This is a genomic window from Arsenophonus apicola, from assembly GCF_020268605.1.
In the GTDB taxonomy this organism is placed as follows: domain Bacteria; phylum Pseudomonadota; class Gammaproteobacteria; order Enterobacterales; family Enterobacteriaceae; genus Arsenophonus; species Arsenophonus apicola.
In genome coordinates this window covers 1,221,789-1,247,311 of record NZ_CP084222.1, presented here as the reverse complement: position 1 = coordinate 1,247,311, position 25,523 = coordinate 1,221,789, and the positions used below count along the sequence as shown (strand labels likewise).

The following is a 25,523-nucleotide window of genomic DNA, read 5'->3' as shown; positions in this document are numbered from 1 at the left end:
ATGGTTACAGTAGGGTTACATGTAACGGTTACAAAACGTTTAAAACTAAAAACTTAACTTATTGATTTATAACAATGTAACTTTTTTATTCTGTTTTGTAACCCCACTGTAACCGTTTGAAGGTTACAAAAAAATCGTATTTTAATTATGGAGTTAAGTCCTTTTTTTGCGCATTCTAACTGTTGTAACCGTTTTCCGACGCATACCCCCTTTTTTTAGCGCAAAATAAGTTATTATTTTGTTAAAATGTTAAATATCAAAAAGGCTTTTTCTTCTTGTTTTAGTGATCTTTGTTTTTATTAAAAAATAAGTGCATGGATTTGCACAAAAATGCACAAATTTGCACAAGTTTTTGCCCACCTGAAATCACCGAAAAGGGCAGTACTGGCCTACGCTAAGTGGCGTTGTCCAACTGCACAAAAAACGACATGTTTTGCGGGCAGGCGCGGCGGGGCTACCACTGCGATTTTTCATGTTTTTTTGATTTAACTTCCTATCCGATTGACATAATTCAATATTGTATATACAGTAATATATATACATTTTTGTCATTACAGGTGCTCAATGTCACTACAATTTGAATGGGATCCTGAAAAATCAGCATCAAATTTAAAAAAACATGGGATTCGATTTGAAGAAGCTGCACAGGTTTTCAATGATCCTATGCATTTATCTCATCAGGATCGTTTCGAAAATGGAGAATTGCGTTGGCAAACCATTGGGCAAGTTGGAGGTTGTATTATTGTTTTTGTCGCACACACGATAAATTTTGAAAATTCAGTAGAAATTATTCGAATAATCAGCGCCCGAAGAGCGACGCGCGCAGAGAGAAAACATTATGAAAAAAGTTACTATTAAACAAAATGCCTTACCAACATTAACTGATAAACGCAAAGCAGAGTTGAAAGTACTGGCTGGTATGCCGGAAAGTGAAATAAATTTTAGTGACATCCCACCAATGGATGAAGTGACATGGCAAAATGCCCATCGGGGTAATTTTTATCGTCCTATTAAACAGCATGCTTCTGTCCGCATTGATGCCGATGTTTTGGCGTGGCTCAGAGGATCAGGGAAAGGCTATCAGACGCGTTTAAACGCAATTTTAAGAGCGGCAATGCTCAAAGACTTAAATAATAAGCGTTGAAAGACAGACCAATCAACGGGGCTTTCTGAGGCGCAGTTAAACACCCTCTGCAAGGATTAGATTTTATTTTTTATCCGATTCAAGGCGTAAGGGGTAAACTGAATCACTTCTTCGCCGAGCCACTCATTAAGCTGCTGCATTTTATGTTGCAACGGATGTAATTCGTTGCAGATAAACACATTAGCCGCTTTTTGTACGTCCCCAAATCCCCCCACATTCTGTGGCATAATACCCATTAATTGTGGTGGCACGCGGTGAGCAGCTAACATATCGTCCCTACTGACGTTTTTGATATTTAAAAATTCATCTTTCGCAGCGGCTTCGGATAACGGAATGGTTTGTATGCCATCCTTCTTGCCGTTGGGTGAATACAAAAGCAGATTGCGAAAGTTTCCCAAGCCTTTACTGCTTTTTAGCTGTTCGCGGAGATTATCAATATCCTGGAAGTTAATTGTATCATTGATATACAGGATATAGCCGGCATGAGAGCCGTTCAGATAATACTTACGGCGAAAGAGGGTTGCCGATTCATTGAGTAAAATGGCGGTCATGGCGGCCAGATATTCGGGTAGGCCGTAGATTTCCTGATTGATATCCGGCTCAAGCAAATGAAAAACCTGCCCCCTTTGAAAAGTAAACGGCACGCTGTCAAAACCTGCATGCAAAAGGTAATAAGTGGCTAAATCCTCACCGCGCCGGGTGAGTTTGGCTGGGATGGATTTTAGCGAAATGGTTTTATTTAAGCCATTTTTTCGCCGTTCCAGATAGGCATTGCCAAAAATCAGAAAATCCAGCGCAAAACGGTCAAAATCCTGACGACTTAACCATTGATGTGGCACAAAAGTACTGCTTAAAATATTGCGTTTGACATAAATGGCACTGCTATGATGGGCCGCAGCGCGAAAAATGCGCGATAAACCCTCAAAACTTATTGGCGGCTCGTAGTAATTGTCGATAAGTGCACATTCCAAATAATCAAAAATCTCGCGCCGGTCAAGCATGGACACCGGGTCACCAAAGGTAAAGGCGTCTACTGACGGTTTTTTTGTGGCGGTGAGCGTACGGTTTTTCGTTTTTCGCATATTAGAATAGCTCGATAATGGGTTTGTGTTGCTGGCCATCGCCGGTTAACGGTTCATGGTACAGCGCATGCATGGTGGCCCAGGCTAAATCAGCGTGGCTGGCATCTTCACTGCGATCCGCTTCATAGGTGGGACGGTTCCCACTGGCGGTCGTGGCGCGTCTAATCGCCATAAAGGCACGGGTAATATCCTGCGCCCCGGCATCATATTCGAGCCGGTGATGGCTGATAACATCATAGGCTTTTAACACTAGCGCATTTTTCAGCGCCGGGTTATAGATAAATTCGTTGACCTGTGGGAAAAAATCGCGCACATATTGTAAAACGCCATGGCCGATACCCGTTGCATCCAGTCCGATGTAGTCGACCTGATAACGGGTGGTGAGTTGTTGAATTGCGGCGGCCTGCGCGCGAAAGTCCAGTCCCCGCCATTGGAAGTACTCCAGAATGCGAAATTTTCCACCGGGTGTGGTGGGTGGTGCAATGACGACACAGCCTGCGCTGTCACCGTGCTGGGAGCCTTTGGCGGGGTCGTAGCCTATCCAGACGCTTTGTGACCCATAAGGCCGTGACATCAAGGGACTGACATCCGCCCACACGTCCCAGCTATCCACCTGACAGGCCTGCATCAGTGAAAACGAAAACAGCGAGTCGATATCGTCAACAAATTCACACATCAACAGGTTTTGATATTCATCCGGACTATAGCGCTTTTTTAACCCTTCACGGTCGAACAGGTTACAGCCGCCGTTAATGGCATCGTCTAATGTTACGATTTGTCGCCAATGGCCATCTTCACAATAGCGACCGTTCGCCAACAACTTGTGGCTGATGCCGATATCAATCTGGTCTTTTTTTGACCTTCCCCGGTTAAACAGTTTGCCAGACCAGAACGGGTAAGCGCTATGCGTCAGGCTTGACGGGGTTGAAAAGTAGGTCTGCCGCCATTTTTTCTGCATCGCCATGCCCGACGCCACTTTACGTAATTCCTGAAATTTCGGGATCCAGAAATATTCATCCAGATAAAGATTGCCGTGATAACTTTGGGCCGTGCGCGCATTAGTGCCAAGAAAATAAAGCGTGGCGCCGTTGGCTAACACGATAGGGTCACCTTTTAGGGCAACATCCACTTCCTGCGCCATCTTGATGATGTAATCCTTAAAAACATGCGCCTGAGATTTACTGGCGGATAAAAAGACCTGATTGCGGCCGGTGGTTAACGCGTCCATCAACGCCTCGCGAGCAAAAAACCAGGTGGCGCCTATCTGGCGTGATTTTAAAATATTGCGTATCGGATAGGTTAATCCCGCCTGATACCAGTGCTTCTGGTAATCAAAAAGATGTTGGTGAAAATGTTTTAACAGCGACGCAATCTGCTCATCACTAAAGGCATTCTTTTCAGGTGGAGTCCGGTTATTTTTTTTATCACGCCCGCTTTCCCTTCCGCCTTGTTGGTATTGTTCAATTCGACACTGGCGCTCCAGTTGCCGATAAAGCAGGTCAATCTCCTTAAAATCTTTACCGTCTTTCTGTTCTTTGCCAATGAGCTGGCAAAGTCGCGCCTCCAGGCTCAGTTTGACAGCTTGCGTGGCCTTTTGCGCATTCCACTGGTCTCGTCGTTTCCAGCTATGTACGGTGGAGACATTTTGCCCCAACATATGGGCAATCTGACTCGGGCTGTAGCCTTCTAAAGCCAGTTGTCGGGCGCGGTGTCGTAAAAAGGGGTTTTCATTTTTCATGTGGCTAGCATAACGAAGATTTCCCAAGGATTGCCTGGGTGAAAATTTGTTTGACCGTTCAAACAATCCCACCGCCTTGTTTCCTTCTCTCATCTTTTTAATCCTATGCCCATGATGTCAACAAACCCTACCCTGGCGGGAGCCTGTGTAATGAAAAAAACCAAACCGATTCGTATCTGTGTGGAAGGTGCCACCACCGATGGCCGTAAAGTCCAGCGAGAGTGGCTGACCGATATTGAAAAAAACTACGACCCGGACACTTTTGGGGCACGAATTAACCTTGAACATTTGAAATCGCCCTGGATGCCCTGCTTTGGCGATGTGCTTTCCGTTTATACGGAAGAAATCAAAACAGGGGCATTAGCCGGAAAACTTGGACTTTACGGGGTGCTATCGCCCACCGATGAATTGATTGCCATGAATAAACAACGGCAAAAAGTTTACACCTCAGTCGAAATTGATACGGCTTTCGCCGATACGGGTAAAGCCTATCTCGTCGGTCTTGCGGTGACGGATAATCCCGCCAGTCTGGGCACCAGTATGCTGGCATTCAGTCACGGTAAACCTGATTGTCTCGCTGAGCGTAAATTATCCCCCCATAGCGTGTTTACTGCTGCCGAAGAAACCTTGCTCGAATTTATCGACGAAACGACCACCGTTTCTAATCCATCACTCAACCTGCTTGAAAAAGTTAAAGCCTTATTTGGGCATGAGCGCAATGAGCAAGGCCAGATCTTTAGCGATATCCAGCAGGCAATTGAGTATTGTGCAAACCAGCAGGCAAAGAGTGAACAACAAATCGCCGAATTAGGGGTTGCGTTAACTGCGCTAAAAAATGCCAGTGCAGAAAAGCACCAGCAACTGAAAACTGAACTGACGACTTTGACGACCAGCCTGGCGCAAGAAGAAACACCGACGCGCCCTGTTTCACTCGGTCGGATACGGGATACCGATACCCTGACCAACTGTTAACGAGAAGACGATGAGAAAAGAAACCAAATTAAAATTCAATCAGTACTTAAGTCGCCTGGGGGAAATCTATCACGTCTCGCCGCAGGATTTTGCCGGGAAAGTGAATATTGAACCGTCCAAAGCACAGGTACTGGAAAGTCAAATCCAGCAAAGTGCCGGTTTTTTGAAAAAAATAAATCTGGTACCGGTACTTGAACAGCAAGGTCAGGTGATAGGACTCGGGATGGGCTCTACGGTGGCCGGCACCACCGATACGAGTAGCAAACGTCGAGAACCGATTGACCCGACGTCCTTGGACACGATTGACTACTATTGCTATCAAACCAATTTCGATACTGCCATCAGCTATGCCAAGCTCGATATGTGGGCCAAATTTAACGATTTTCAGCGTCGTATCCGCGATGCGATTGTGCGCCGTCAGGCCCTTGACCGCATTATGATTGGTTTTAATGGTATCAAACGGGAAAAAACCTCAGACCGTACTCAAAATGCCAAATTACAGGATGTGAATATCGGCTGGTTGCAAAAAATTCGCAATGATGCCCCGACCCATGTGATGGCTAACATCACCGATAGTCAAGGCAAAGTGGCCTCAAACACCATTCGCATTGGCGAAAAAGGCGATTACAAAAATTTGGATGCGCTGGTAATGGACACGGTTGAACGGGTGATTGATGAAGTGTATCAGGATGATACCGATTTGGTGATTATTTGTGGTCGTTCCTTGCTTGCCGATAAATACTTTCCGATTGTTAACAAAGAACAGGCGAATAGCGAAATGCTGGCCGCCGATGTGATTATCAGTCAAAAACGCTTGGGTGGATTACCGGCTATTCGCGCCCCATTCTTCCCAGATAAATCTCTGCTCATTACCCGTCTGGATAATCTCTCGATTTACTATCAGCAAGACACCCGTCGGCGCCAAATCAAGGATACGCCCGAGCGTGACCGGATTGAAAATTATGAGTCGGTCAATGAAGCCTATGTGGTGGAAGATTATCGCGGGGTGGCACTGGTCGAAAATATTGACATCTTACCCGAAGATAAACCCCAATCAGGACTGCAAGGTGGGAATACACCCGATTCAGGTGGCAGCAGTCAGACTAATCAGGGCGATGGCTAATGCTCACCCCCTGGCAATGTCACCAGCTGCGCTTGGTGGGTGAAAAACCGCGGGGCGCCCATCCGTTATGGGATAACGCCACACAGCAAATTTTGTTGATGTTTCAGCAGGACAAACGTCAGTTAAAACGCATCCAGTCAACCGAACGGAAAGCCGAATATAAAAAAACGGTGTTACCCCGTTATGCCCCTTGGGTGAGCGGAGTATTGGAAAACGGCGACGGCCAGCAGGACGACACGCTGATGATGGTGATGCTCTGGCGCATTGACGCCGGTGACATTGAAGGCGCGCTGGCTATCGCCGAATATGCGTTAGCGCATGGGCTTTTAATGCCGGCTGGACATACCCGTACGACGGGGTGCGCGATTGCAGAAGAAATAGCGGCGGCGGCCAAAACCGCTTACCAGCAGAAGGTACCGCTGAGTTTGTCGCTTTTAGCGCAAACCGTCACCTTAACGGATGAGGAAGACATGCCGGATGTGGTCAGAGCGGAATTGTATAAATGGGTGGGTTTTTGCCAGCGCGATAATGGCTTGCTCGCCGCCGCGCTCGACACCTTAAAACGCGCGCTAATACTTTTCCAAGGGGTTGGCGTCAAAGGCGAGATCAAAAAGTTGGAAAAAGCGCTCAACACCGCGTTACCGAAAACATGAGTTGTGCCCACGCACTCGGGCGGCACAGTGAAAGACCGCGTTATGTTCACTGTCCACCGCCCGACCTATTGAGGTGAGGATATGGATTTTATTTCGCCGGAAAAACCGCCTAAAGAAGAAAGTGATCTGGTGACCGACGATCCCTTCTGGCCTGCCGTGTCACCTCAAAATTACCGCGCAGTGATGCGTGAGAACGATGGCACCATCATCGCTTCGCGTCTTAAGGATGCACTCACCCACGCGATGATTGAAGTGGCGTACGAACTGCGGGACTGGCAAACCCAGAAAAAACGCGAAGGATTTAACTATTTAGCTAATATTCCGGCCATGCATATTAATGACGACAGTGCGCTTTGCCTGCTGTATGAACGCGCGGTATTTGGCCTCGCTAAGGCTAACTTGTCTGAACGGTTTCGAGATATCGACACGCAGGCATCCGGCCACAAAAAAGCTGACAGTCTGTCGCCGACGATTGATGATTACCGACGTGATGCCCTCTGGGCGATAGCACGAATTAAAGGGCAGGGTCATAACGTGGTGGCACTGATATGAAGGTACTGAGTCAACAAAACGAGAGTCTGGATGAGATTTGTTTTCGCTACTATGGCACTTGCGTTGGCACCGTTGAGCGAGTGCTTGAAGTTAATCCCGGACTTTGCAGCCACGCTGCCAGATTGCCGATGGGCGTTGAAATTCAATTACCGGAAATCAGCGCGGCCACCTCAAATCGTTCGCAGATTGTCCTATGGGACTAAACAGGAAATGGATACCCTGAAAAAGGGGGAGTGATGCGTATGTTTGAAAAGTATTCCAGTCCCTTGTCGTATATGGGCGGAATTGTCACAACAGTCATTGGCATTTTCACGCTCGAACAGTGGGTTGGCCTAATAGGTATTGTCTGCACGGTCATCACCTGTCTGGTCAACTGGTATTACAAACGCAAGGAGTACCGGTTAAAAGCGCGCAACATCAAAGGGAGGCCATGATGAAGATACCAAAAAAATAGTGATGGCAACAGGCGGTAGCGCGTTGTTTTTAGCATCAAGCATGATAACCCATTTCGAAGGGATGAGACTTAAGCCCTATTTCGATGGTGGCGGTGTGCTTTCTGTTTGCTACGGGCACACCGGTAACGATATTGAGCGTAACCGAGCGTACTCCAAAGAAGATTGTGACAAGTGGCTTGATGACGATTTAAAGGCGGTTAAGCACTATGTTGACCCGCTGGTCAAGGTCGATATCAATACACTGACTCAAGCAGCGCTTTATTCATTTGCTTACAACGTGGGTGTGGGAAATTTTGCCAAATCGACATTACTCAAAAAGCTCAACTCCAATGACCGAAAAGGCGCTTGTGATGAAATGAAACGCTGGGTTTATGTCGATGGCAGAAAGTGGAAAGGATTAATGACCCGTCGGGAAATAGAGAGCGTAATATGTTATGGAGACCTTACGCATTTGGCGTAGTGATTATTGTGGGGTTAATCGTCTGGGCGTCTTGGTTGTTGACATCCTTAAACGAAGTCAAGGCATTAAATAAAAACCTCACCATTGACCTCGATAAACAGATAGCCATTACCACTAATGCTTTTCAGTCAATGAGGGTAATCAATGATATTGCACGAATTAATAGTGAGACCCGTCAGCGTAAAGCAGTTGACTCTCAGGCAACACAAGCAGCAATTAAAACGCATGTCGTCCATCAGGATTGTGCCAATCGCATTATTCCTCATGGGGCTATTGTCGAGTTGCAGCAGCACACGAAACGAATACGTTCAGACGCCTCACATTCCGATACCCCCTTACCTACTCGCTGATTGCTTACCGCCAGCCATCACAGATATGATGACATGGCGTGATAGTCTGGTACTCAATGAGCAGTTACTGACAGTGATTGAGCTGTGTAATCTTGACAAAAAGGCAATAAAGCGAATTGAAGCGCAGAGAACGAAAAACAGACGGAATATCGGCAAAAATAGATTAAAACCGAGTGTTTAGGAAAATAACATGACCACCCAACTTTTAAATGGTGATTGCCATCAATTATTGACCACGCTGCCGCCCGATAGTGTCGATTTGGTGTTAACAGACCCGCCCTACGGGATTATGAAGTGCAACGGCGAAACCGGTTGGTACGCCGAAAAACTGCGCTGGGATGAACGTCTGGATCAGACAAAAATCTGGGCTGAACTCAATCGGGTAGTCAGACCGAAGGGCATGATTTTACTCTTTTCAAAAGAACCGTTGACGAGCCAGTTAATTCAGACCCCTCATACCAACCTGCCCTTTTCTTATCGGCTGATTTGGGTTAAAAATCATTTTGGCCATCCCCTTTCCTGTCGCCGGATGCCGGTGAATTTTTTTGAAGACATCGGCGTCTTTTACAAAAAGTTTGATAGTAACAAGCGTGACCCGAGGCGGGATTATGTCGCAAAATTGCTCGAATTTATCGGCGAACCACCGAAAGCGATTATTGCCGAACACGGTCAGCAATTTGCGCATTTTTTAAAACACCAAAATTTGCAATTTTCGCTTTGCACCAAAGCGGCCTGGCAGCAGCTGACGGAATGCTTTTCACTTAGCGCTTTCCCCGCGTGGAAATCCTATGAACAATTACAAGCGTGGCAGCCGTTTAAACGGACTTTTAACCTTCCCGAGGGTAAAAAATTCAAATCCAATGTCTTTTACTACCCGAAAGACGTGCCGAGTGTGCACCCAACCCAAAAGCCGGTGGCGTTACTAACCGATTTAATCGAGACCTTCAGCCATCCGGGTGATACGGTGCTCGATTTTACCATGGGCAGCGGCTCGACGGGCGTGGCATGCGTGAAGACCGGACGCCACTTTGTCGGCATCGAAGCCAATAAAGCCTATTTTGACATTGCCGAAAAACGCATCCGGCAGGCACAATCGATAAGGATGAAGGATGAAAAAGCCAGAACAGCTGCGTGATCACCTATCGCAGCACGTGCCGTTTTTGAACCACAATCCGGAACTGATGACGGTATTTGTCGAAAATGGTCACGTGATAGCGACAATGGCGCCGTCAATCTCTTTTGAGTATCGTTATACGATTAACCTCATCATTGAGCGCTTTGGTGGAAATCAGGATATTCTGATGGCCGTTTTGGTCGACTGGATACGGCAATATCAACCTGAACTCTTCGCTAATCCCGACCGACGGCAACACGATTTTCGTTTTGAAATGGACTTTATTGATAATCAGACCGCGCATATCAGTATTGAAATAGACCTCACCGAGCGGGTGCTGGTTAAAACCAACGGCGGTAAACAGGTGGTCGAAGCCATCCCTGAACCCGAGGATCCATTCGATAAGTAGCCTGGAGTCGATTAATGGACGAGACATTACGCCGTTTTGAAGCGGAGCTTACTGCGCTGTTATCGCATCTGACGACCGCCGAACGTAAAAAACTGGCACGATCGATTGGCCAACGGTTGCGCCAATCCCAGTTTGCCCGCCTTCGCGCCCAACAAAACCCGGACGGTAGCCCATTTACCCCGCGAAAAAAGGGTTTTATTGCCCTTCGACGCGAGATGACACTGTTAATTGATGGCGAACCGGTGCATTTAACGGATGTGCGGCAACGAGGCCAAAGAATCACCGGCATTGACGCCAAACGCCGCCAGAAGCGCAGCGTGCAACTGGCGGACATTCAAACCTTTCTTGAAAGCAAAAAAACACGGATCACTGCTCGGCGATTAACCCATCAACAGCGTATGTTTAAAAAACTGGCCACCGCCCGATTCTTACGCCTAAAAACCGACAGCCAAGGCATCAACTTAGCCTTTTTGCCTTCTGCCGCGCGAATAGCACGGGTTCATCATTTTGGGCTGACGGAGCGCTATCACGGCAAAACGGTACATTATCCTACCCGCCAGTTATTGGGGCTGACGGCGCAAGAGATGATTTATATTGAAAATCAGCTACTCGATTTTCTGACCCGTTAATTGTCTGAGCATTCAAACAAGACCAATCGTGAGCAACACACCTTGATATGCGTAACAATATCGCTATGACGTTGATTTACCAGTGACAGGAAAGGATAATGACCGCAAATCTGTTGCGTCGCTTACAAAATCTTATTCGGGTCGGGGTGGTTGTTGAGGTGGATAGCCAAAAAGGTTGCCGGGTTAAGACCGGTGAACTGATTACAGACTGGCTTAAATGGCTCACCTTGCGAGCGGGACAAACCCGGACACTCAGTGCACCGAGCCCCGGTGAACAGGTGTTAATTCTGGCATTAGGTGGTGAACTCACCACCGCGTTTGTGCTGATGGGCATTTTTTCCGATTGCCATCCTGCGCCGATCCCCTCATTGACCGCTGACCATCGTACCTATGCCGATGGTGCCGTCATTGAATATGAACCCGCCACCGGCCTATTAAAAGCAACCGGCATTGAACAAGGTTGCATTGAAGCAAAAAATAGCCTGACGGTGAGTGCAAAGCGAGTCACCGTCAAGGCGGCAGTGAATATTGAATTCGACACCCCCAATGTTATTTGCACCCAAAATCTGACCACCACGTCACTCACGGTCACCCAAGGCGCACAGATGGCGGGGGATGTGACCCACTCCGGCGGTACCTTGATGTCTAACGGCATTCGTGTTGACAACCATCGTCACGGCGGTGTTGAACGCGGCAGCGCCATGACGGAGGGACCGCAATGAATGCCCTGGGGATGAACCGGCAAACCGGCCAATTTATCAGCGAAAATGCGCATATTGCCCAGTCGGTGCAAGATATTTTACTGACCCCGGTGGGCAGTCGGGTCATGCGCCGTGATTATGGCTCACTGCTGTTTAGTCTGCTAGATAAACCCCAAACTCCGGCATTAAGACTCCAACTGATGGCAGCCTGCTTTAGCGCACTTTTACGCTTTGAGCCGCGGATCAGGCTGGAAAAAATTAACATCGAACAACACGCGGAGACTTCGCAGATTGCGATTGTGGCACAAATTATCGACAGTGGCACCGCGTTTTCTTTTCATTTTCCCGTGAGATCGAGATGACAACCATCGATTTAAGCCAATTACCAAAACCCGAAGTGGTTGAGATACTGGATTTTGACACCCTGCTTGCCAAGCGTAAAAATGCCCTGATTGCCGCGTGTCCGGCTGAAATCCGTGATGCCATCGCGCAAACCCTGGCGCTGCACTCTGAACCGTTAACCAAGTTACTGGAAGAGAACACCTATTATGATTTGCTGTTGCGCCGCCGCATTAATGAAGCCGCCTTAGCCAATATGGTGGCCTTTGCCCAAGGTGCCGATCTTGACCATCTGGCGGCAAATAACAATGTCAGACGCCTGCGTTTAACAGAAGGCAACGCGACGGCTATCCCACCGGTGCTGCCCATCTTTGAATCCGATAACGATTTACGTCTGCGTATCCCGGCCGCCTTTGAAGGGCTGAGTGTAGCCGGCCCCACCGGCAGCTACGAATTTTACGCCCGCAGCGCCGATGGACAGGTCGCCGATGCGTCGGTCATTAGCCCGAAACCGGCAGAAGTGACCGTCACTATCCTGTCACGCGACGGGAATGGCACGGCCAGTCAAACCCTGATTAACACGGTGGAAAAAGCCCTGAATGATGAAAATGTGCGCCCCGTCGCCGACCGGGTTACGGTGCAATCGGCCAACATCATACCCTACCAGGTCGATGCCACGCTTTATCTGTTGCCTGCACCGGAATATGAACCGATTTTGGAAACGGCACACGAAAAGTTGATCGCCTATACGCGCGAACAACACCGATTAGGCCGTGATGTGGCCTTAAGTGCGCTGTATGCCGCCTTACACGTCACTGGCGTAACCCGGGTGGTCATTCACACACCGAAACAGGATATCAAGATAGCCAAAACGCAAGCCAGCTTTTGCACCGACATCAATCTTAAGATGGAGAGCAAAACCGATGCATAAGACGTTATTACCGACCGGCTCCACGGCGCTTGAAAAAGCGGCCTCAGTGGCGTTGTCACAGATTTTGACCTTACCCATTCCGCTTCGCACCCTCGTCAATCCCGACACGTGCCCCGTCCATTTGCTGCCTTATCTGGCCTGGAGTTTCAGCGTTGACAGGTGGGATAAAAACTGGCCGGAGAAAACCAAACGCGAGGCCATTAAAGCCGCGCTCTTTATTCATCAGCATAAAGGTACCATCGGCGCACTGCGCCGCGTTGTTGAACCGCTTGGCTACCTGATACGGGTGATTGAATGGTGGAAAACGGGCGATGCGCCGGGCACCTTTCGATTAGACATTGGCGTACTGGAAAGTGGCATTACCGAATCGATGTATCATGAGATTGAAGCGTTGATTGAAGATGCGAAGCCTGCCAGTCGGCACTTATTGGGGCTGTCGATTCAACTGGAAACGCGCGGCACTTTTTTTACGGGTGCGAGTGTCTATCTGGGCGATGAATTAACCGTTTATGCCTACACGCCCGCGTTGATTTGCACGAGTGGCACCGTGCAACAGGGGTTGGCATTACACCTGATTGATACCGTAAGGATTAGCGCATCATGAAATACTTTTGCCTGTTAACCCGCCAGGGCGAACACCGTGTTGCCGAAGCGACAGCACTGGGTACAAAAATCGCCATTACGCAAATGGCCGTTGGCGATGGGGGTGGCTCGTTACCCACCCCAGACACCCAACAGACCCAACTGATTAATGAACGTCGCCGAGCCGCGATTAATCAGCTTTGGGTCGATAAAAATAATCCCAACCAAGTGATTGCTGAGCAGATTATTCCCGAAAATGAAGGCGGTTGGTGGATACGGGAGGTGGGACTCTTTGATAAAGAGAATGTGCTCATTGCGGTCGGTAACTGCCCGGAAACCTACAAACCGCAATTAGCCGAAGGATCAGGTCGAACCCAGACGATACGGGCGGTTTTTATTGTCAGTCATACCGAGGCGGTGACCCTTAAAATTGACCCCTCGGTGGTACTGGCGACCCGACAGTATGTCGATACCGAAATAAATAAAAAAATTGACAAGCAAGCGATTAAACAAACAACAGGGGATTCGCCAACCGATGTTATCAGCCAGGAAGGTGTCACGAAGGCATTAGATACCAAACAACCGATTGGCGATTATGTCACCCAACTGGCCTTTAACCAGGAATTAAACAACAAAATCGATAAGACAAAAATCGTGCAAACAATCGGTAATTCTACTGAAAAAGTAATAAGTCAAGATGCGGTGACTAAAGCATTACAAAATGCGATGAATATCAATACGCTTTACCCTGTTGGGGTGGTTATCTGGTTTGCTCAAAACAAAAATCCCAATACCTTATTTCCTAATACGAAGTGGCAATACATTGGTGAAAATAAAACTATCCGGTTAGCGAAAGCAGATGGCTCTAATGTATTTACCAGCGGAGGCGCTGATGCTATTAAGCTTACCGAAGCGCAATTACCCGCGCATGGACATACCTTTTCAGCAACGACGAGTAGCTATGATTATGGTAATAAAAATACCAATACAACAGGTAATCACGTACATAACTATACCAAAAACAGTGGATATATAGGAGCATCAGGTTCGGCCTGGGTTGCGGCATCCAATCAAAAAGTTAATGCAACAACTTCTTCTAGTGGAAATCACTCGCACACTGTAGCAATCGGCCCGCATTCACATACGGTTTCAGGTACAACTGTAAAAACCGGAGGGGGTAGCGAAATTAATATAACGAATGCTTTTGTTACTTTGATGGGCTGGTACAGAATCAGCTAAGGAATCAAAATGTCCAGAATTTTTAAAGCTTATAATTACACGAGTGATACCTATGAGTTGATTGGTTCTTGCGATGCTTACACGGATGAAACGCATGACATATTGCCTTTTCATACCGAAAAAAAACCGATTGACAAAAAAGAAGGTTTCGCTGTTGTTTTTTAATGAAAAAAATCAGGAATGGGAATATCAGGAAGATCATCGCGGCTTGGTTTTGTTTGATACGAAAAACCGTCAATCTGTCACCATTATGAAATTGGGAAAAGTACCGGAATATTTGACACCATTAGCTCCAAAAAGCGAATTTGATGTCTGGAATGGTGAAAAATGGGTCAAGGATATTAAAGCTGAAAAATTAGCAGAAAGAAAGAAATTAGAAGGTCTCAAACAACAAAAATTATATGATGCCACTTGTGAAATTGCACCTCTTCAAGATGCCATAGATTTAGACATAGCTACGGAAGTGGAGAAAAAGCGGTTGGTTGACTGGAAAAAATACAGAGTATTAGTTAATCGCACTGATACTTCAACAGCACCTGATATTGACTGGCCGATAAAACCGGCGTGATTGTCTGAGCGCTGATACAATGCCAATAACAGGCTTTTATCCCCTTGATGATAGACACTGAATAATATAACGAAATCAGGAATCCGATTATGCCGCAAGACTATCATCATGGCGTGCGTGTGATTGAAATCAATGAAGGCACGCGCTCTATCCGCACCAGCAGCACCGCCATTGCCGGTGTCGTCTGTACCGCAGGCGATGCCGACAGTACCACCTTTCCACTTAATACCGCGGTGCGGTTAACTGACCTCGCCGCTGCGATAGGCAAAGCCGGAAAAAAGGGAACGCTCGGGCCTGTTTTAACCGCGATTTTAGCCCAAACCAACCCAATAACAGTGGTCGTACGGGTCGCCGAAGGGAAAACCCCCGAGGAGACCACCACCAATATCATTGGCACCACCACGCCTGAAGGTAAAAAAACCGGCTTACAGGCGCTGTTATCCGCTAACAACCAGCTCGGTGTAAAACCGCGTATTTTAGCCGTGCCTGGGTTGGATAACCAGGCGGTCGCAACGGCGCTGGCGACCGTCGCCCAAAAGTTACGCGCGATGGCCTATATCAGTGCCGCAGGGTGTCATACCGTGACCGACGCGATAGCGTATCGCAAAAATTTTAGCCAGCGTGAGCTGATGCTGATTTGGCCGGATTTTTTAGCCTGGAACAGTGCCACCCATCGTGAACAAACCACCTATGCCACGGCGTTTGCATTAGGGTTGCGGGCAAAAATCGATAATGACACGGGGTGGCATAAAACACTGTCTAATGTCGGCATTAATGGCGTGACGGGGATTTCCGCTGACCTGTCGTGGGATTTGCAAGACCCGAATACCGATGCCGGATTATTAAACCAGAACGCCATTACCACGCTTATTCGTCAGGATGGTTTCCGGTTTTGGGGGTCGCGTACCTGCTCGGATGAACCGCTTTTTCAATTTGAAAGTGCCACCCGCACCGCCCATATTTTAGCCGATACCTTTGCCGAGGCGCATTTCTGGGCGATAGACAAAACGCTCAGTCCATCGCTGACGCGCGATATTATTGAAGGCATTAACGCCAAACTTCGACGTTTGATTGCCGAGGGGGTTTTACTGGGTGGGCAGTGCTGGTATGACGACAAGGTGAATACCAAAGAAACGCTCAAAGACGGCAAGCTGACACTGGATTATGACTATACGCCGGTGCCGCCGTTGGAAAACCTGTTATTACGCCAGCGTATTACTGACCAGTATTTACTGGATTTTAGCAACAAGATTAAGGGTTAAGTATGGCATTACCTCGCAAGTTAAAAAACATGAACCTGTTTGATGATGGGCAAAGCTGGTTAGGCGTGATTGAAGAGGTCACACTGCCCAAACTGACTCGCAAAATGGAAGCCTACCGCGGCGGTGGCATGAATGGCGAAGCGCAGATTGACTTAGGGCTTGACGGCGGTGCGCTGGATATGGAATTCACGTTAGGGGGTCTTGATGCACAGCTTTATAAGCAATGGGGGATAAGCACCCTTGATGGTGTGCCACTGCGTTTTTGTGGCGCCTATCAGCGCGACGACACGGGGGAAGTGACCGCCGTTGAAATCGTCACCCGCGGCCGATTTTCTGAAATTGACCCGGGTAGTGCCAAGTCCGGCGATAACACGCAAACCAAACTGAGCTTTAAAGCCACCTATTTCAAGCTGCTGTGGGACGGTCAGGAACTGATTGAAATTGATGTAATTAATTTAATTGAAAAAGTGGCCGGCGTTAATCGCCTTGAAAAACAACGCGCCGCATTAGGACTATAACCCATGAAAAAAACACCAAATACCCGAATCATAAACCTGGAAGAACCCATCGCACGCGGTGAAACACCGATTAATCAGGTGACACTACGCAAACCGCAAGTCGGCGACCTGCGGGGAGTCCAGTTAAGTCCGCTGATGCAGATAGATGTCGATACCGTGATGAAAGTCTTACCGCGTATTATGACCCCGAGCTTAAACGAGCAGGAAATGCGACAAATGAGCCCGGGCGATTTTGTCAATCTAGCCAATGAGCTTGGGCTTTTTTTGTTGCCGAAATCGGTGACGGCCGACTTCCCGACGCGTTAACCGTCGAAGCCCTGGAAGCCGATATTGCGGTCATTTTCCACTGGCCCCCGTCTGAAACCGGCCAACTGTCATTGTCAGATTTGCTGATGTGGCGGCATCAGGCTTACCTACGAAGTCAAACGCATGAGTAAAGATTTACGTCTACAGGTCATTTTAAGTGCTATCGACAGGCTCAGTGGCCCCTTTGAGAAAGCCAAAACCGCCAATACCCGACTGGCGAAACAGCTTAAAAGCACGCGCGAGCGCTTGACGCAACTCAATCAGGCGAGCCAAAAACTGACCCAGTTACAGACGCTCAGTGGCAAAATCAATACTCTCGGTCAGGCACTGGAAAAAGCGCGCCTGAAAGGCAAAATGATGGGCCTTGAGATGGCGGGTCTCCAAAATCCCACCCAAAAACAAACCGCCACACTAGAAAAACAGTGGGCCAGCGTGGCGAAACTTGAGCGTCAGTATCAGGGCTTTCTCACCCAAAATCAAAAAATCCGGTCGTCGTTTGATAAAATGGGGTTATCCGTCAATCACGCGGACCAGGCCACCGCCCATATCCGGCAAGAAACGCAGAAATATACGCAGGCGTTAAAAAGCCAGGAAGGCCAGCTTGCCAAAATATCAGCCCGCGAAAAACACCTCACCACCGCCCGAAACCGTTATCAACAGAGTATGAACCGCCGAAGCAATCTACTGTCTCATGGGGCGGGCATGGTCGCCACCGGTGCCGCCACCGCCATGGCGGTCAAACCGACCCTCAATGAAGCGGCGATTTATCAAAAAGAAGCGATTTCCTTTAAAGCGCTCGGGGGTGGAGAGGAGATGCTGGCGGATGCTGAAAAGTTTGCCAGAAGCATGCATATTTTTGGTAACAGCACGACCGAAAACCTGAAAGTGATTAAAGAGGCTTACTCCGTTTTACGCAATTATCATGAAACTGAACTGGTCTCGCCGACGTTGCTTAAGCTTCAATTCGCCACTAAATTTATGTCGTCACATGGCGTCAGTGGATCCGCTGCCGAGGCGTTACGTGACCAGTCACCTGCTGTGCTCAAAATTGCCGAGTTACGTAATGAAATTAACACCCCTGCGCAATTTAAACGCTCGGTTGATATGACGGCAAAATCGATGACCGCCAGTGGGGGGATGGTCTTGCCGGAAGATTATCTGGCGATGATGAAAACGGGTGGCACCGCTGTCAAACAGATGAACACCGATGCGTTCTATTTTGGTATGTCACATCTTATCCAGCAGTTAGGCGGTGACCGAACCGGCACCTCATTAAACAGTGCTTATCAGAATCTGGTAAAAGGCAAAACGACCCAAGGTGCGATGGAAAACCTGATGGGACTCGGTCTCTTGAAAAAAGGATCAGTCAAATACGGCAAAACCGGTCACGTCACCAAAATGAATAACGATGCGCTGGTGAATGTAGAACTCTACAAACGCGACCCTTTTCGCTATCTGATGGACGAAATTGTGCCGCGTATTCGGAAGAAATACCCGCAATTAACCGAATCGCAAATGGAAACCCAAATCGCGCAACTGTTTTCCAGCCGTACCGGCTCGGATTTATTTGTGACGATGTATCGCGAACATGCCAACATTGAGAAACAAATCAAGGCCGGCAATGCCGCTTATGGCCTTGAGCAGCTGATTGCCGAAGGAAAAAAAACCGCCCAGGGGCAACAAATTGAACTGGAAGCCAAAAAAGCGGACTTATACCGTGAGATGGGAAATAATCTGTTACCGCTTTATACCCAGGGGTTGGAAATGCTTAACCAGCAATTGAGTAAATTAGCGGATTTTTTCAAATCTCACCCCACAATGACCCGCTATTTTGGCGTGGCCATCGCGGGGTTTGCGGCACTGATCACCATTGGGGGCGTCATGACATTAGCCATGGCGGCACTGACTGGGCCATTGGCGGCGGTTAGACTGGGGTTAAGCCTGTTAAGTGCCGGCTTGATCCGCTTAACAGCCGTGCTACTCACCAACCCGATTGTGTTAGCTATCACGGCGATTGCGGTCGCCGCGCTACTGATTTATCGCTATTGGGATAATATCGCCCCCTTTTTCAAAAATTTATGGGGAAAAACGTATCGTTTTTTTGCCGACGGCTGTCAAAAAATCAAGAACAGTATTAAAAACTTTGGCAGTGAACTGATTGATAACCTGAAAACTGGCGTGATGGAAAAATGGCAACAGTTAAAATCGCTGTTTACCGAGATTAAAAACACCGTCACCGATTTGTTACCCGATTGGATGGTCTCTGACGAAACCAAAACCTTACGCGCGAACCAATCCTTGACGGTGTTAAATGCCGGTATCAAAGGCGCAGGACTGTTTGATAAGGGTGGTGTTATCCGTCGCGGAACGGCGGGGATTGTTGGCGAGAACGGCCCTGAAATTGTTACCGGCCCTGCGCATGTACTAAGTCGTCGCCATACGGCGGCCTTTGCCGCTGCCGCGCTGACATTGAGTAATGCTTACGCCAACCAGCCCATCCACCCTTTTGTGGCTGATAAAACCGACGCGGCGGTTATCCGGACACCGCACACGAGCGCCCAGTCAACAATTCACATTACCATTAATGCCGCCCCCAACCATTCTGCGCACGATATCGCACAGGAAGTGAGCCGACAACTTCTTAAGCTTCAACGCCAGCAACAGGCGCAACAACGGGGACGGTTTAGCGACAACCCTGAGGAATATTAATATGCCGATGGCCACATTGGGACTGTTTGTGTTTCAGCTTAAAACTGCGCCCTATCAGACACTGCAAATCAATCGGCGCTGGCGCTATGGGTTTAACAGCCGATTAGGTATCCGACCTGCCTTTCAGTTTATTGGGCTGGATAATGACGATATCACCCTATCAGGGGCACTTTATCCGGAATTGACAGGTGGCAGATTATCCATGATTGCGCTCGAAGCGATGGCGGAAAGCGGTAAAGCCTGGCCGTTTCTAGATGGTGAAGGCAATATTTACGGGATGTTCGTGATAGAAGAAATCAGCCAAAGCAAAAGTCTTTTTTTTGCCGATGGCGCACCCCGTAAGATTGAATTTACCCTTAAATTAAAACGGGTCGATGATTCGCTCTCGGCGAAGTTTGGTGATTTAAATGACCAAATTAAGGGGCTTTTCTAATGCCCTTTTTCAACACGGAAAATATCCCGGCGTTTGCGCTAACAGCCGGCAGTAAAAATATTAATCCGCTGATTGAAGGCCGATTGATGTCACTGACGCTGACCGATAATCGGGGATTTGAAGCCGACCAGCTAGACATTGAGCTGGATGATAGTGACGGCAAACTGGCCTTACCGCGACGCGGGGAAACGCTGACCCTGGCACTGGGCTGGAAAAACGAAAGTCTCATCCCGAAGGGGAAATTCATTGTTGATGAAATCGAATACAGTGGCGCGCCTGACCGTCTGACATTACGTGCGCGAAGCGCTGATTTTCGCGCGACCCTCAACACGCGACGTGAAGCCTCATATCACAATAAAACGCTGGAAGAAATTGTGACCACCCTTGCTGGTCGCAATCAGTTAACCCCCTGTATTGATGCGGCGCTTAAACCTATCCGAATTGCTCATATCGACCAGACAAACGAATCGGACGGCGCGTTTTTAACCCGACTAGGTCAGCAGGAAGGCGCACTGGCGACGGTGAAAAATGACCAGCTGTTATTTTTGCAACAGGGGAAAAGTCAAACCGCCTCGGGTAAAGGGATACCGCCCCTGACCTTGAGTCGAAAAGACGGGGATAATTATTCGTTTTCACTGGCAGACCGCAGCGCCTATACGGGGGTGATTGCCAGTTGGCTGAACACCCAGCAGCCTGAAAAAACCCACACCGTTAAAATCGCGCGCAAAAAGCCTTCTGCGTCAACAAAAAACAAACAGGGCGATTATTTTATCGGTGAGGACGGCAATGTACTGGTGCTTTCACACACCTACGCCAATCGTGCCAATGCGGCACGGGCGGCAAAAGCCACCTGGGCAAAAATTCAACGCGGTATCGCCAGTTTTTCGATTCAGTTAGCCAAAGGACGGGCCGATATTTACCCGGAAACCCCGATTAACGTCCGGGGCTTTAAACCCCAAATCGATAACGCCGACTGGATTGTGGTGAAAGTGACCCATAATCTCAATGACAAAGGCTTTACTACCTCGATTGAAATGGAAGTAAAAATCACCGATTTAGAGATGAAAAGTCACTAACTTGCTGGTAAAATAGCTGAAAAAAGGAGAATGTCATTATGATGAATTGCCCCCTTTGTGGTCATGCGGCCCATACGCGAAGTTCCCACCAGATTTCAGAAAACACCCGTGAACGTTATAACCAATGTCACAACATTAATTGTGGCGCCACCTTTGTCAGCCACGAGAGCTTAACCCGCTTTATTTCAACACCGGGTAAGATTGACCCCGTTACCCCACATTGCACCGAGCAACAAATGTCACTCGCCGTTTAGAAGGTTATTCCCATGCAAATAGTCTTCTGTAGTCATGCTTCATTTAAAAAACGCGCTAAACTCGCTTTTACTTACTTTTTTATTGCTCTAAGGGTGCTGAGAGGACGATATGCAACCCTTCGGTTTGATGATTTTTCTACAAAGGAAGACATGAAAAAAGGTCTTGGTTTTATCTTGTTGTTAGAAGATAGCCAAAGAAAAAATAAAAAATTAGCCCTTTCGTCACAGAAATTAGATAAACAAAAAGAAAGCACAAAATGGAATTGGGAATTTTTGATTTGGCCATTGTTGAGTTTGTGGTGGTGGACTTGGATATTTATTTTTATCGGTGAATTATGATGATTTTTTCAAATGAGGATAAAAAAAAGCATATTTTAATCGAGAAATTAAAAACGATCACAGTGGATGATTTTAACGCCTTTTTTCATCATAAAAACATCACAACAATGTGCAGTATGTGTCATCAAGTAGCTGAACAGATTATTGATATAAAATACCGCTTTAATTAAAGCGGTATTTTTAGATGTGGTCGATATGTGGACATCGATAGAAATAAATCCTTTTATTTCAGACGCATAATTCATAATTGAGACGCCGCCTTTGCGGCGTTATTTGTTTTTCAACATCATCAACGGCTTTTTTTACTACGCTCTAATTGTTCACGTAAGTTTGGTGGTGTGCCTTTAATTGTTAAAGTATCCGTTGCCGGATCCCAAAAAACACGCTCATCCAACAACAAAGCATCAAAGTTAATGGTCAAGCCACCACCACTACCTGAATATTTGGTTAATTGTTTGAGAGTCGTACGATCTGCTGGAAAACTTTCTGCCAATTGATAGCCATTTTGTTGAGTAAATTCAGCAAAATTCTGCTCTCCTAAAACGGGTAACTCTTTTGATAAACTCTTTAATTCAATTTCTTCTCCGGCTTGTTGTTGCTCATTACAATAGCGATAAACTTGCTGTCGATATTCCTGCGTTGCTGCCTGGTTTAACTCAGAAGAGTCACAATAATCATTTACGGCTTGCAGTAATCCTTTATTCTGTATTTTAGTATTCATGCCTTCGCTAGCTGATAGAAAATCCATAAAAAAATCAGAAACTTTACGCCCAACTCGTCCTTTTAAAAAAGTTAAATAACGTTCGGAAGCAGGATTTGTTTCCCATTCAGTCAAGTCTATGCGAGCAACAATATCAACATGCGGAATATCAAGATAATGCGTAGTGTTTAACTCTAAATTATCATTAACAAACATACTATTACAGCTATTTAATATGGCTATTAATAAGTAATCTACCGCTAAATAACGATATTGACAAAACAGTACCACACCACCTTCTGCAAATGGATATTTTGCCAATTCATCACGCAAACGAATTGTAGCCGCACGGCTAAATCCCAAAAAGTTTTCATCTCCTTTTCTTAAAGAAACTAAGGCTTCAGCTAATTCGCTCGCTTGATTAAAAGTGGCAAAGGCTTTACTTTTAACGCTATAAATTCGATGCAATTCTGCCATCATTTCTTGCACGATATTATCCGTGCCTAATAAAGAATCACGTAGTACAACCTCTAGTGTTTGTTCATCACGTTTAATCAACTGATGTAAAGCAATCTGGCAAATATCCAGACTCACCATTTACTCCTTATTTTCTTTATGGCATAAAGATCAATGGTATTCAAACATCGATAACCTTTTCCCGCGGTCAAATTGGTATCTATTGATATAACATTTTTGTATTATGGGCATATAATAAGATTTATAACTTATGGAAACGGGTTAATTTAAAATATTACTAAATGAAATTATCCTGTTAATTAGACAAAACAGCTACAGCAAAAAACGTAACAATACGCTAAAATATAAAGCTTTATTCATTCAGGATTTTTATTATGCCACAATCATCCCGTTATAGTGATGAGCAAATTGAACATCTACTCCTAGAATTAGTTAAGGTGCTAGAAAAACATAAAGCACCCACTAATCTATCATTGATAGTATTAGGTAACATGGTAACAAATTTAATTAATACAGCTGTTACACTGACTCAGCGTAAAACTATCGCAGAATCTTTCGCTCAAGCGTTACTTTCTTCCGTTAATGAAGAAAACATCCACTAATTTAGCAGATAAAATTAAAAACATGGTGACCAACTCTCGAAACTATCGTGAAAAAGTCTCCCAAATGATAAGCTGGGGACACTGGTTTACGTTATTTAATATAGTACTCAGTTTAGTATTAAGCAGCCGATATCTGTTTGTTTTTGATTGGCCGAGTACGCTATTCGGCCGTATTTATGCCATTGTTAGTTGGCTTGGGCATTTTAGCTTTGTTATTTTTGCTTGCTATCTTTTAATTATCTTTCCTATTACTTTTATTGTCGGTTCACAGCGACTATTAAGATTTCTATATACTATTATTACGACAACCATACTGACTTTTCTCATTTTTGATATCGCTTTTTTTTCGCGCTATAACCTTCATTTAACGCCGCTACTATGGGAATTATTAATAAATCCTAAAAACGGCGAAATGGCACGAGAATGGCAACTGATGTTTATTTGTGTGCCGGTCATTTTCTTAATTGAGATGTTATTTGCTACCTGGAGTTGGCAAAAATTACGTAGTCTAAACCGTCAACGATTCACTAAACCCTTGGTTGGTATCTTTATCTCGGCATTTGTTGCTTCGCATTTAATGTATATTTGGGCTGATGCAAATTTTTATCGTCCAATAACAATGCAACGCACTAATTACCCGTTATCTCATCCAATGACAGCACGAAAATTTCTTGAACGTTACGGTTATCTCGATCAAGCTGAATATCAACGCAAGATACAACAAGAAGGCAACCCTTCTGCACTGTCTATTGAATATCCACTTAAACCACTTAGCTACCAAAAACAAGTACCAAAATATAATTTATTGCTGCTTGTGGTTAATAACCTTGGCTATCAAGATACCATTGAGGGTATGCCAATATTAAATACTGTTAAAGCAATCAGTACACAATTCGATCAGCACCTCAGTGCAGGTATTCAAAATCAACGCGCGCTATTTGGTCTATTCTATGGTTTATCACCTAATTATTTAGATAGTATTCTTAATAGCAGAAAACCCTCTGCTTTAATTGAAGCATTAAAATATCACAACTACCAATTTGGTCTGTTTTCATCGGATGGCTTTAGCTCCCCCCTCTTTCGTCATGCAATTTTGGCCGATTATTCGTTACCCGAAAATACTAGTGGTAATGATTATCAAACTACCAGTGAGTGGCTTGAATGGCTAAATAACATAGAAATTAATGCCAAATGGTTCTCTTTCCTTAATATTAATGGTTTTGATAACCATCAGTCGCAAAGTGACAATAAAGTACAATTAGATTATGAAATTAAACGTATTCTTGATGCGTTAAAACAAAAAAATATGTTACACAATACCGTTATCGTCATTACGGCGAACCATAGTGGCAATACAGAAACACATGCAACAACAAAATGGCTCACTAACGGTAAATTCAACCTTAAACAAATGAAAGTGCCTTTATGGGTATATTGGCCCAATACCCCGCCACAACAAATTAATAAGTTAACCAGTCATCAAGATATTATGACTACCTTAATGCAACGTTTACTTTATGTTGATAATTCACCAGAAGACTATTCTCAAGGTGAGGATCTCTTTACCCCTAAACGTAACCAACCCTGGGTCTTATCAGGTGATGAACAGGTGCTGATTATGAATTATTCCAATAAAACTCTTTATCTTCATCAAAATGGAGAGGTTTATATCTTTGATGATAAAGGTAGCAAAATAACAGGAGAAAAACCTGATTTGACCCAGCTACTAAAAGCTTTTGCCGAATCTACCCGCTTCAATATTAATTAATGCTTAAAAATCAAGCAGTCGTAGCATTTGCTATTGAT

General features: G+C 46.1%; 37 protein-coding genes. 33 read left to right on the top strand and 4 right to left on the bottom strand.

What is annotated here, in order from left to right:
• Positions 1-330: 330 nt before the first annotated feature.
• The 3 genes from LDL57_RS05725 (at position 331) to LDL57_RS05715 (ending at position 1,144) form a co-directional block, all read left to right on the top strand.
• Positions 331-489: a hypothetical protein gene (locus LDL57_RS05725; protein WP_180560178.1), complete on the top strand. Its 159-nt coding sequence runs from the start codon at positions 331-333 to the stop codon at positions 487-489.
• A gap of 75 nt (positions 490-564) precedes the next feature.
• Positions 565-858: a BrnT family toxin gene (locus tag LDL57_RS05720; protein ID WP_180560177.1), complete on the top strand. Its 294-nt coding sequence runs from the start codon at positions 565-567 to the stop codon at positions 856-858.
• Positions 839-1,144, top strand: coding sequence for a BrnA antitoxin family protein (locus tag LDL57_RS05715; protein WP_180560176.1), 306 nt, complete (start codon positions 839-841; stop codon positions 1,142-1,144). The genes LDL57_RS05720 and LDL57_RS05715 overlap by 20 nt, the downstream gene beginning before the upstream one ends.
• Before the next feature lie 56 nt (positions 1,145-1,200).
• On the opposite strand, the gene LDL57_RS05710 is transcribed toward LDL57_RS05715, so the two are convergent.
• Together LDL57_RS05710 and LDL57_RS05705 are read right to left on the bottom strand one after the other, a co-directional pair.
• The gene (locus LDL57_RS05710) at positions 1,201-2,226 is read right to left on the bottom strand and encodes a phage portal protein (RefSeq protein WP_180560175.1); all 1,026 of its coding nucleotides are present in this window, start codon (positions 2,224-2,226) and stop codon (positions 1,201-1,203) included.
• A 1-nt stretch (position 2,227) separates the two neighbouring features.
• A complete protein-coding gene (locus LDL57_RS05705) occupies positions 2,228-3,964 on the bottom strand; it encodes a terminase large subunit domain-containing protein (RefSeq protein WP_180560251.1) in 1,737 nt (578 codons plus the stop codon).
• A gap of 150 nt (positions 3,965-4,114) precedes the next feature.
• Here LDL57_RS05705 and LDL57_RS05700 point away from each other — a divergent pair, with 150 nt between their 5' ends.
• The 28 genes from LDL57_RS05700 to LDL57_RS05565 all read left to right on the top strand — a co-directional run bounded on the left by LDL57_RS05700 (position 4,115) and on the right by LDL57_RS05565 (position 21,938).
• Positions 4,115-4,936, top strand: coding sequence for a GPO family capsid scaffolding protein (locus LDL57_RS05700; RefSeq protein ID WP_225507259.1), 822 nt, complete (start codon positions 4,115-4,117; stop codon positions 4,934-4,936).
• A 10-nt stretch (positions 4,937-4,946) separates the two neighbouring features.
• Entirely contained in the window at positions 4,947-6,059 is a 1,113-nt protein-coding gene (locus LDL57_RS05695) for a phage major capsid protein, P2 family (RefSeq protein ID WP_180560174.1), read from the top strand.
• A 35-nt stretch (positions 6,060-6,094) separates the two neighbouring features.
• Positions 6,095-6,712 carry a phage terminase small subunit gene (gpM, locus tag LDL57_RS05690; RefSeq protein ID WP_225507258.1) on the top strand — a complete coding sequence of 206 codons (618 nt, stop codon included), beginning with the start codon at positions 6,095-6,097 and terminating at the stop codon, positions 6,710-6,712.
• An 81-nt stretch (positions 6,713-6,793) separates the two neighbouring features.
• Positions 6,794-7,264, top strand: coding sequence for a head completion/stabilization protein (locus tag LDL57_RS05685; protein ID WP_180560172.1), 471 nt, complete (start codon positions 6,794-6,796; stop codon positions 7,262-7,264).
• Positions 7,261-7,467, top strand: a complete 207-nt coding sequence (locus LDL57_RS05680; protein ID WP_180560171.1) for a tail protein X — start codon at positions 7,261-7,263, stop codon at positions 7,465-7,467. The genes LDL57_RS05685 and LDL57_RS05680 overlap by 4 nt, the downstream gene beginning before the upstream one ends.
• A gap of 33 nt (positions 7,468-7,500) precedes the next feature.
• A complete protein-coding gene (locus tag LDL57_RS05675) occupies positions 7,501-7,698 on the top strand; it encodes a phage holin family protein (protein WP_180560170.1) in 198 nt (65 codons plus the stop codon).
• Positions 7,699-7,759: 61 nt separating this feature from the next.
• Entirely contained in the window at positions 7,760-8,179 is a 420-nt protein-coding gene (locus LDL57_RS05670) for a lysozyme (protein ID WP_225507256.1), read from the top strand.
• Positions 8,149-8,529 (top strand): DUF2570 family protein, encoded by a 381-nt coding sequence (locus tag LDL57_RS05665; RefSeq protein ID WP_225507254.1) that lies wholly within the window; start codon positions 8,149-8,151, stop codon positions 8,527-8,529. The genes LDL57_RS05670 and LDL57_RS05665 overlap by 31 nt, the downstream gene beginning before the upstream one ends.
• A complete protein-coding gene (gene lysC / locus LDL57_RS18285) occupies positions 8,444-8,710 on the top strand; it encodes an Rz1-like lysis system protein LysC (RefSeq protein WP_441293614.1) in 267 nt (88 codons plus the stop codon). The genes LDL57_RS05665 and lysC overlap by 86 nt, the downstream gene beginning before the upstream one ends.
• Before the next feature lie 9 nt (positions 8,711-8,719).
• Entirely contained in the window at positions 8,720-9,664 is a 945-nt protein-coding gene (locus tag LDL57_RS05655; protein ID WP_180559834.1) for a DNA-methyltransferase, read from the top strand.
• Positions 9,639-10,052, top strand: a complete 414-nt coding sequence (locus LDL57_RS05650) for a phage tail protein (RefSeq protein ID WP_180559833.1) — start codon at positions 9,639-9,641, stop codon at positions 10,050-10,052. Before LDL57_RS05655 ends, LDL57_RS05650 begins: the two co-directional genes overlap by 26 nt.
• Before the next feature lie 14 nt (positions 10,053-10,066).
• A complete protein-coding gene (locus LDL57_RS05645; protein WP_180559832.1) occupies positions 10,067-10,681 on the top strand; it encodes a phage virion morphogenesis protein in 615 nt (204 codons plus the stop codon).
• Between the two features lie 98 nt (positions 10,682-10,779).
• Entirely contained in the window at positions 10,780-11,403 is a 624-nt protein-coding gene (locus LDL57_RS05640; protein WP_180559831.1) for a phage baseplate assembly protein V, read from the top strand.
• Positions 11,400-11,744, top strand: coding sequence for a GPW/gp25 family protein (locus LDL57_RS05635; protein WP_180559830.1), 345 nt, complete (start codon positions 11,400-11,402; stop codon positions 11,742-11,744). Before LDL57_RS05640 ends, LDL57_RS05635 begins: the two co-directional genes overlap by 4 nt.
• A complete protein-coding gene (locus tag LDL57_RS05630; protein ID WP_180559829.1) occupies positions 11,741-12,652 on the top strand; it encodes a baseplate assembly protein in 912 nt (303 codons plus the stop codon). The genes LDL57_RS05635 and LDL57_RS05630 overlap by 4 nt, the downstream gene beginning before the upstream one ends.
• On the top strand, positions 12,645-13,256 hold the full coding sequence (locus LDL57_RS05625; protein WP_180559828.1) for a phage tail protein I: 612 nt from the start codon (positions 12,645-12,647) through the stop codon (positions 13,254-13,256). The genes LDL57_RS05630 and LDL57_RS05625 overlap by 8 nt, the downstream gene beginning before the upstream one ends.
• Positions 13,253-14,473, top strand: coding sequence for a phage tail-collar fiber domain-containing protein (locus tag LDL57_RS05620; RefSeq protein ID WP_180559827.1), 1,221 nt, complete (start codon positions 13,253-13,255; stop codon positions 14,471-14,473). Before LDL57_RS05625 ends, LDL57_RS05620 begins: the two co-directional genes overlap by 4 nt.
• A 9-nt stretch (positions 14,474-14,482) precedes the next feature.
• On the top strand, positions 14,483-14,638 hold the full coding sequence (locus tag LDL57_RS05615; protein ID WP_225507251.1) for a hypothetical protein: 156 nt from the start codon (positions 14,483-14,485) through the stop codon (positions 14,636-14,638).
• Positions 14,628-15,041 (top strand): tail fiber assembly protein, encoded by a 414-nt coding sequence (locus LDL57_RS05610; RefSeq protein ID WP_225507249.1) that lies wholly within the window; start codon positions 14,628-14,630, stop codon positions 15,039-15,041. Before LDL57_RS05615 ends, LDL57_RS05610 begins: the two co-directional genes overlap by 11 nt.
• An 89-nt stretch (positions 15,042-15,130) precedes the next feature.
• Positions 15,131-16,303, top strand: a complete 1,173-nt coding sequence (locus LDL57_RS05605) for a phage tail sheath protein (RefSeq protein WP_180559825.1) — start codon at positions 15,131-15,133, stop codon at positions 16,301-16,303.
• A gap of 2 nt (positions 16,304-16,305) precedes the next feature.
• Complete coding sequence (locus tag LDL57_RS05600; RefSeq protein ID WP_180559824.1) at positions 16,306-16,821, top strand: phage major tail tube protein; 516 nt, start codon at positions 16,306-16,308, stop codon at positions 16,819-16,821.
• Positions 16,822-16,824: 3 nt separating this feature from the next.
• A complete protein-coding gene (locus LDL57_RS05595) occupies positions 16,825-17,127 on the top strand; it encodes a phage tail assembly protein (RefSeq protein WP_180559823.1) in 303 nt (100 codons plus the stop codon).
• Entirely contained in the window at positions 17,097-17,258 is a 162-nt protein-coding gene (locus tag LDL57_RS05590; RefSeq protein WP_180559839.1) for a GpE family phage tail protein, read from the top strand. Before LDL57_RS05595 ends, LDL57_RS05590 begins: the two co-directional genes overlap by 31 nt.
• On the top strand, positions 17,251-19,836 hold the full coding sequence (locus LDL57_RS05585) for a phage tail tape measure protein (RefSeq protein ID WP_180559822.1): 2,586 nt from the start codon (positions 17,251-17,253) through the stop codon (positions 19,834-19,836). The genes LDL57_RS05590 and LDL57_RS05585 overlap by 8 nt, the downstream gene beginning before the upstream one ends.
• Position 19,837: 1 nt before the next feature.
• Positions 19,838-20,269 (top strand): phage tail protein, encoded by a 432-nt coding sequence (locus LDL57_RS05580; RefSeq protein WP_180559821.1) that lies wholly within the window; start codon positions 19,838-19,840, stop codon positions 20,267-20,269.
• The gene (locus tag LDL57_RS05575) at positions 20,269-21,345 is read left to right on the top strand and encodes a phage late control D family tail protein (protein WP_180559820.1); all 1,077 of its coding nucleotides are present in this window, start codon (positions 20,269-20,271) and stop codon (positions 21,343-21,345) included. The genes LDL57_RS05580 and LDL57_RS05575 overlap by 1 nt, the downstream gene beginning before the upstream one ends.
• A gap of 38 nt (positions 21,346-21,383) precedes the next feature.
• A complete protein-coding gene (locus LDL57_RS05570) occupies positions 21,384-21,599 on the top strand; it encodes an ogr/Delta-like zinc finger family protein (protein WP_180559819.1) in 216 nt (71 codons plus the stop codon).
• Positions 21,600-21,611: 12 nt separating this feature from the next.
• Positions 21,612-21,938: a hypothetical protein gene (locus LDL57_RS05565; protein WP_180559818.1), complete on the top strand. Its 327-nt coding sequence runs from the start codon at positions 21,612-21,614 to the stop codon at positions 21,936-21,938.
• Positions 21,939-21,985: 47 nt separating this feature from the next.
• On the opposite strand, the gene LDL57_RS05560 is transcribed toward LDL57_RS05565, so the two are convergent.
• Both LDL57_RS05560 and yejK read right to left on the bottom strand, forming a co-directional pair.
• Positions 21,986-22,183 carry a hypothetical protein gene (locus LDL57_RS05560; protein WP_180559817.1) on the bottom strand — a complete coding sequence of 66 codons (198 nt, stop codon included), beginning with the start codon at positions 22,181-22,183 and terminating at the stop codon, positions 21,986-21,988.
• A gap of 44 nt (positions 22,184-22,227) precedes the next feature.
• Positions 22,228-23,232 (bottom strand): nucleoid-associated protein YejK, encoded by a 1,005-nt coding sequence (gene yejK / locus LDL57_RS05555; RefSeq protein WP_180559838.1) that lies wholly within the window; start codon positions 23,230-23,232, stop codon positions 22,228-22,230.
• A gap of 257 nt (positions 23,233-23,489) precedes the next feature.
• On the opposite strand from yejK, the gene LDL57_RS05550 reads away from it, so the two are divergent.
• The gene (locus LDL57_RS05550; RefSeq protein WP_180559816.1) at positions 23,490-23,717 is read left to right on the top strand and encodes a DUF1414 domain-containing protein; all 228 of its coding nucleotides are present in this window, start codon (positions 23,490-23,492) and stop codon (positions 23,715-23,717) included.
• 22 nt (positions 23,718-23,739) lie between these two features.
• Positions 23,740-25,485, top strand: coding sequence for an LPS biosynthesis-modulating metalloenzyme YejM (gene yejM, locus LDL57_RS05545; RefSeq protein ID WP_225507247.1), 1,746 nt, complete (start codon positions 23,740-23,742; stop codon positions 25,483-25,485).
• Positions 25,486-25,523: the final 38 nt, after the last annotated feature.

Excerpts from the sequence above, each read along its gene's own strand:
- LDL57_RS05720 (WP_180560177.1), top strand. The coding sequence starts at position 565 with ATGTCACTACAATTTGAATGGGATCCTGAAAAATCAGCATCAAATTTA.
- LDL57_RS05580 (WP_180559821.1), top strand. The coding sequence starts at position 19,838 with ATGCCGATGGCCACATTGGGACTGTTTGTGTTTCAGCTTAAAACTGCG.
- LDL57_RS05680 (WP_180560171.1), top strand. The coding sequence starts at position 7,261 with ATGAAGGTACTGAGTCAACAAAACGAGAGTCTGGATGAGATTTGTTTT.
- LDL57_RS05650 (WP_180559833.1), top strand. The coding sequence starts at position 9,639 with ATGAAAAAGCCAGAACAGCTGCGTGATCACCTATCGCAGCACGTGCCG.
- LDL57_RS05640 (WP_180559831.1), top strand. The coding sequence starts at position 10,780 with ATGACCGCAAATCTGTTGCGTCGCTTACAAAATCTTATTCGGGTCGGG.
- LDL57_RS05615 (WP_225507251.1), top strand. The coding sequence starts at position 14,483 with ATGTCCAGAATTTTTAAAGCTTATAATTACACGAGTGATACCTATGAG.
- LDL57_RS05670 (WP_225507256.1), top strand. The coding sequence starts at position 7,760 with ATGATAACCCATTTCGAAGGGATGAGACTTAAGCCCTATTTCGATGGT.
- LDL57_RS05595 (WP_180559823.1), top strand. The coding sequence starts at position 16,825 with ATGAAAAAAACACCAAATACCCGAATCATAAACCTGGAAGAACCCATC.
- LDL57_RS05710 (WP_180560175.1), bottom strand. The coding sequence starts at position 2,226 with ATGCGAAAAACGAAAAACCGTACGCTCACCGCCACAAAAAAACCGTCA.
- LDL57_RS05725 (WP_180560178.1), top strand. The coding sequence starts at position 331 with ATGCACAAATTTGCACAAGTTTTTGCCCACCTGAAATCACCGAAAAGG.
- LDL57_RS05685 (WP_180560172.1), top strand. The coding sequence starts at position 6,794 with ATGGATTTTATTTCGCCGGAAAAACCGCCTAAAGAAGAAAGTGATCTG.
- LDL57_RS05630 (WP_180559829.1), top strand. The coding sequence starts at position 11,741 with ATGACAACCATCGATTTAAGCCAATTACCAAAACCCGAAGTGGTTGAG.
- LDL57_RS05705 (WP_180560251.1), bottom strand. The coding sequence starts at position 3,964 with ATGAAAAATGAAAACCCCTTTTTACGACACCGCGCCCGACAACTGGCT.
- LDL57_RS05645 (WP_180559832.1), top strand. The coding sequence starts at position 10,067 with ATGGACGAGACATTACGCCGTTTTGAAGCGGAGCTTACTGCGCTGTTA.
- LDL57_RS05570 (WP_180559819.1), top strand. The coding sequence starts at position 21,384 with ATGATGAATTGCCCCCTTTGTGGTCATGCGGCCCATACGCGAAGTTCC.
- LDL57_RS05585 (WP_180559822.1), top strand. The coding sequence starts at position 17,251 with ATGAGTAAAGATTTACGTCTACAGGTCATTTTAAGTGCTATCGACAGG.
- LDL57_RS05675 (WP_180560170.1), top strand. The coding sequence starts at position 7,501 with ATGCGTATGTTTGAAAAGTATTCCAGTCCCTTGTCGTATATGGGCGGA.
- yejM (WP_225507247.1), top strand. The coding sequence starts at position 23,740 with ATGGTGACCAACTCTCGAAACTATCGTGAAAAAGTCTCCCAAATGATA.
- LDL57_RS05550 (WP_180559816.1), top strand. The coding sequence starts at position 23,490 with ATGCCACAATCATCCCGTTATAGTGATGAGCAAATTGAACATCTACTC.
- LDL57_RS05560 (WP_180559817.1), bottom strand. The coding sequence starts at position 22,183 with ATGAATTATGCGTCTGAAATAAAAGGATTTATTTCTATCGATGTCCAC.
- LDL57_RS05575 (WP_180559820.1), top strand. The coding sequence starts at position 20,269 with ATGCCCTTTTTCAACACGGAAAATATCCCGGCGTTTGCGCTAACAGCC.
- LDL57_RS05655 (WP_180559834.1), top strand. The coding sequence starts at position 8,720 with ATGACCACCCAACTTTTAAATGGTGATTGCCATCAATTATTGACCACG.
- lysC (WP_441293614.1), top strand. The coding sequence starts at position 8,444 with ATGGGGCTATTGTCGAGTTGCAGCAGCACACGAAACGAATACGTTCAG.
- LDL57_RS05625 (WP_180559828.1), top strand. The coding sequence starts at position 12,645 with ATGCATAAGACGTTATTACCGACCGGCTCCACGGCGCTTGAAAAAGCG.
- LDL57_RS05695 (WP_180560174.1), top strand. The coding sequence starts at position 4,947 with ATGAGAAAAGAAACCAAATTAAAATTCAATCAGTACTTAAGTCGCCTG.
- LDL57_RS05715 (WP_180560176.1), top strand. The coding sequence starts at position 839 with ATGAAAAAAGTTACTATTAAACAAAATGCCTTACCAACATTAACTGAT.
- LDL57_RS05665 (WP_225507254.1), top strand. The coding sequence starts at position 8,149 with ATGTTATGGAGACCTTACGCATTTGGCGTAGTGATTATTGTGGGGTTA.
- LDL57_RS05605 (WP_180559825.1), top strand. The coding sequence starts at position 15,131 with ATGCCGCAAGACTATCATCATGGCGTGCGTGTGATTGAAATCAATGAA.
- LDL57_RS05635 (WP_180559830.1), top strand. The coding sequence starts at position 11,400 with ATGAATGCCCTGGGGATGAACCGGCAAACCGGCCAATTTATCAGCGAA.
- LDL57_RS05620 (WP_180559827.1), top strand. The coding sequence starts at position 13,253 with ATGAAATACTTTTGCCTGTTAACCCGCCAGGGCGAACACCGTGTTGCC.
- LDL57_RS05700 (WP_225507259.1), top strand. The coding sequence starts at position 4,115 with ATGAAAAAAACCAAACCGATTCGTATCTGTGTGGAAGGTGCCACCACC.
- LDL57_RS05600 (WP_180559824.1), top strand. The coding sequence starts at position 16,306 with ATGGCATTACCTCGCAAGTTAAAAAACATGAACCTGTTTGATGATGGG.
- LDL57_RS05565 (WP_180559818.1), top strand. The coding sequence starts at position 21,612 with ATGCAAATAGTCTTCTGTAGTCATGCTTCATTTAAAAAACGCGCTAAA.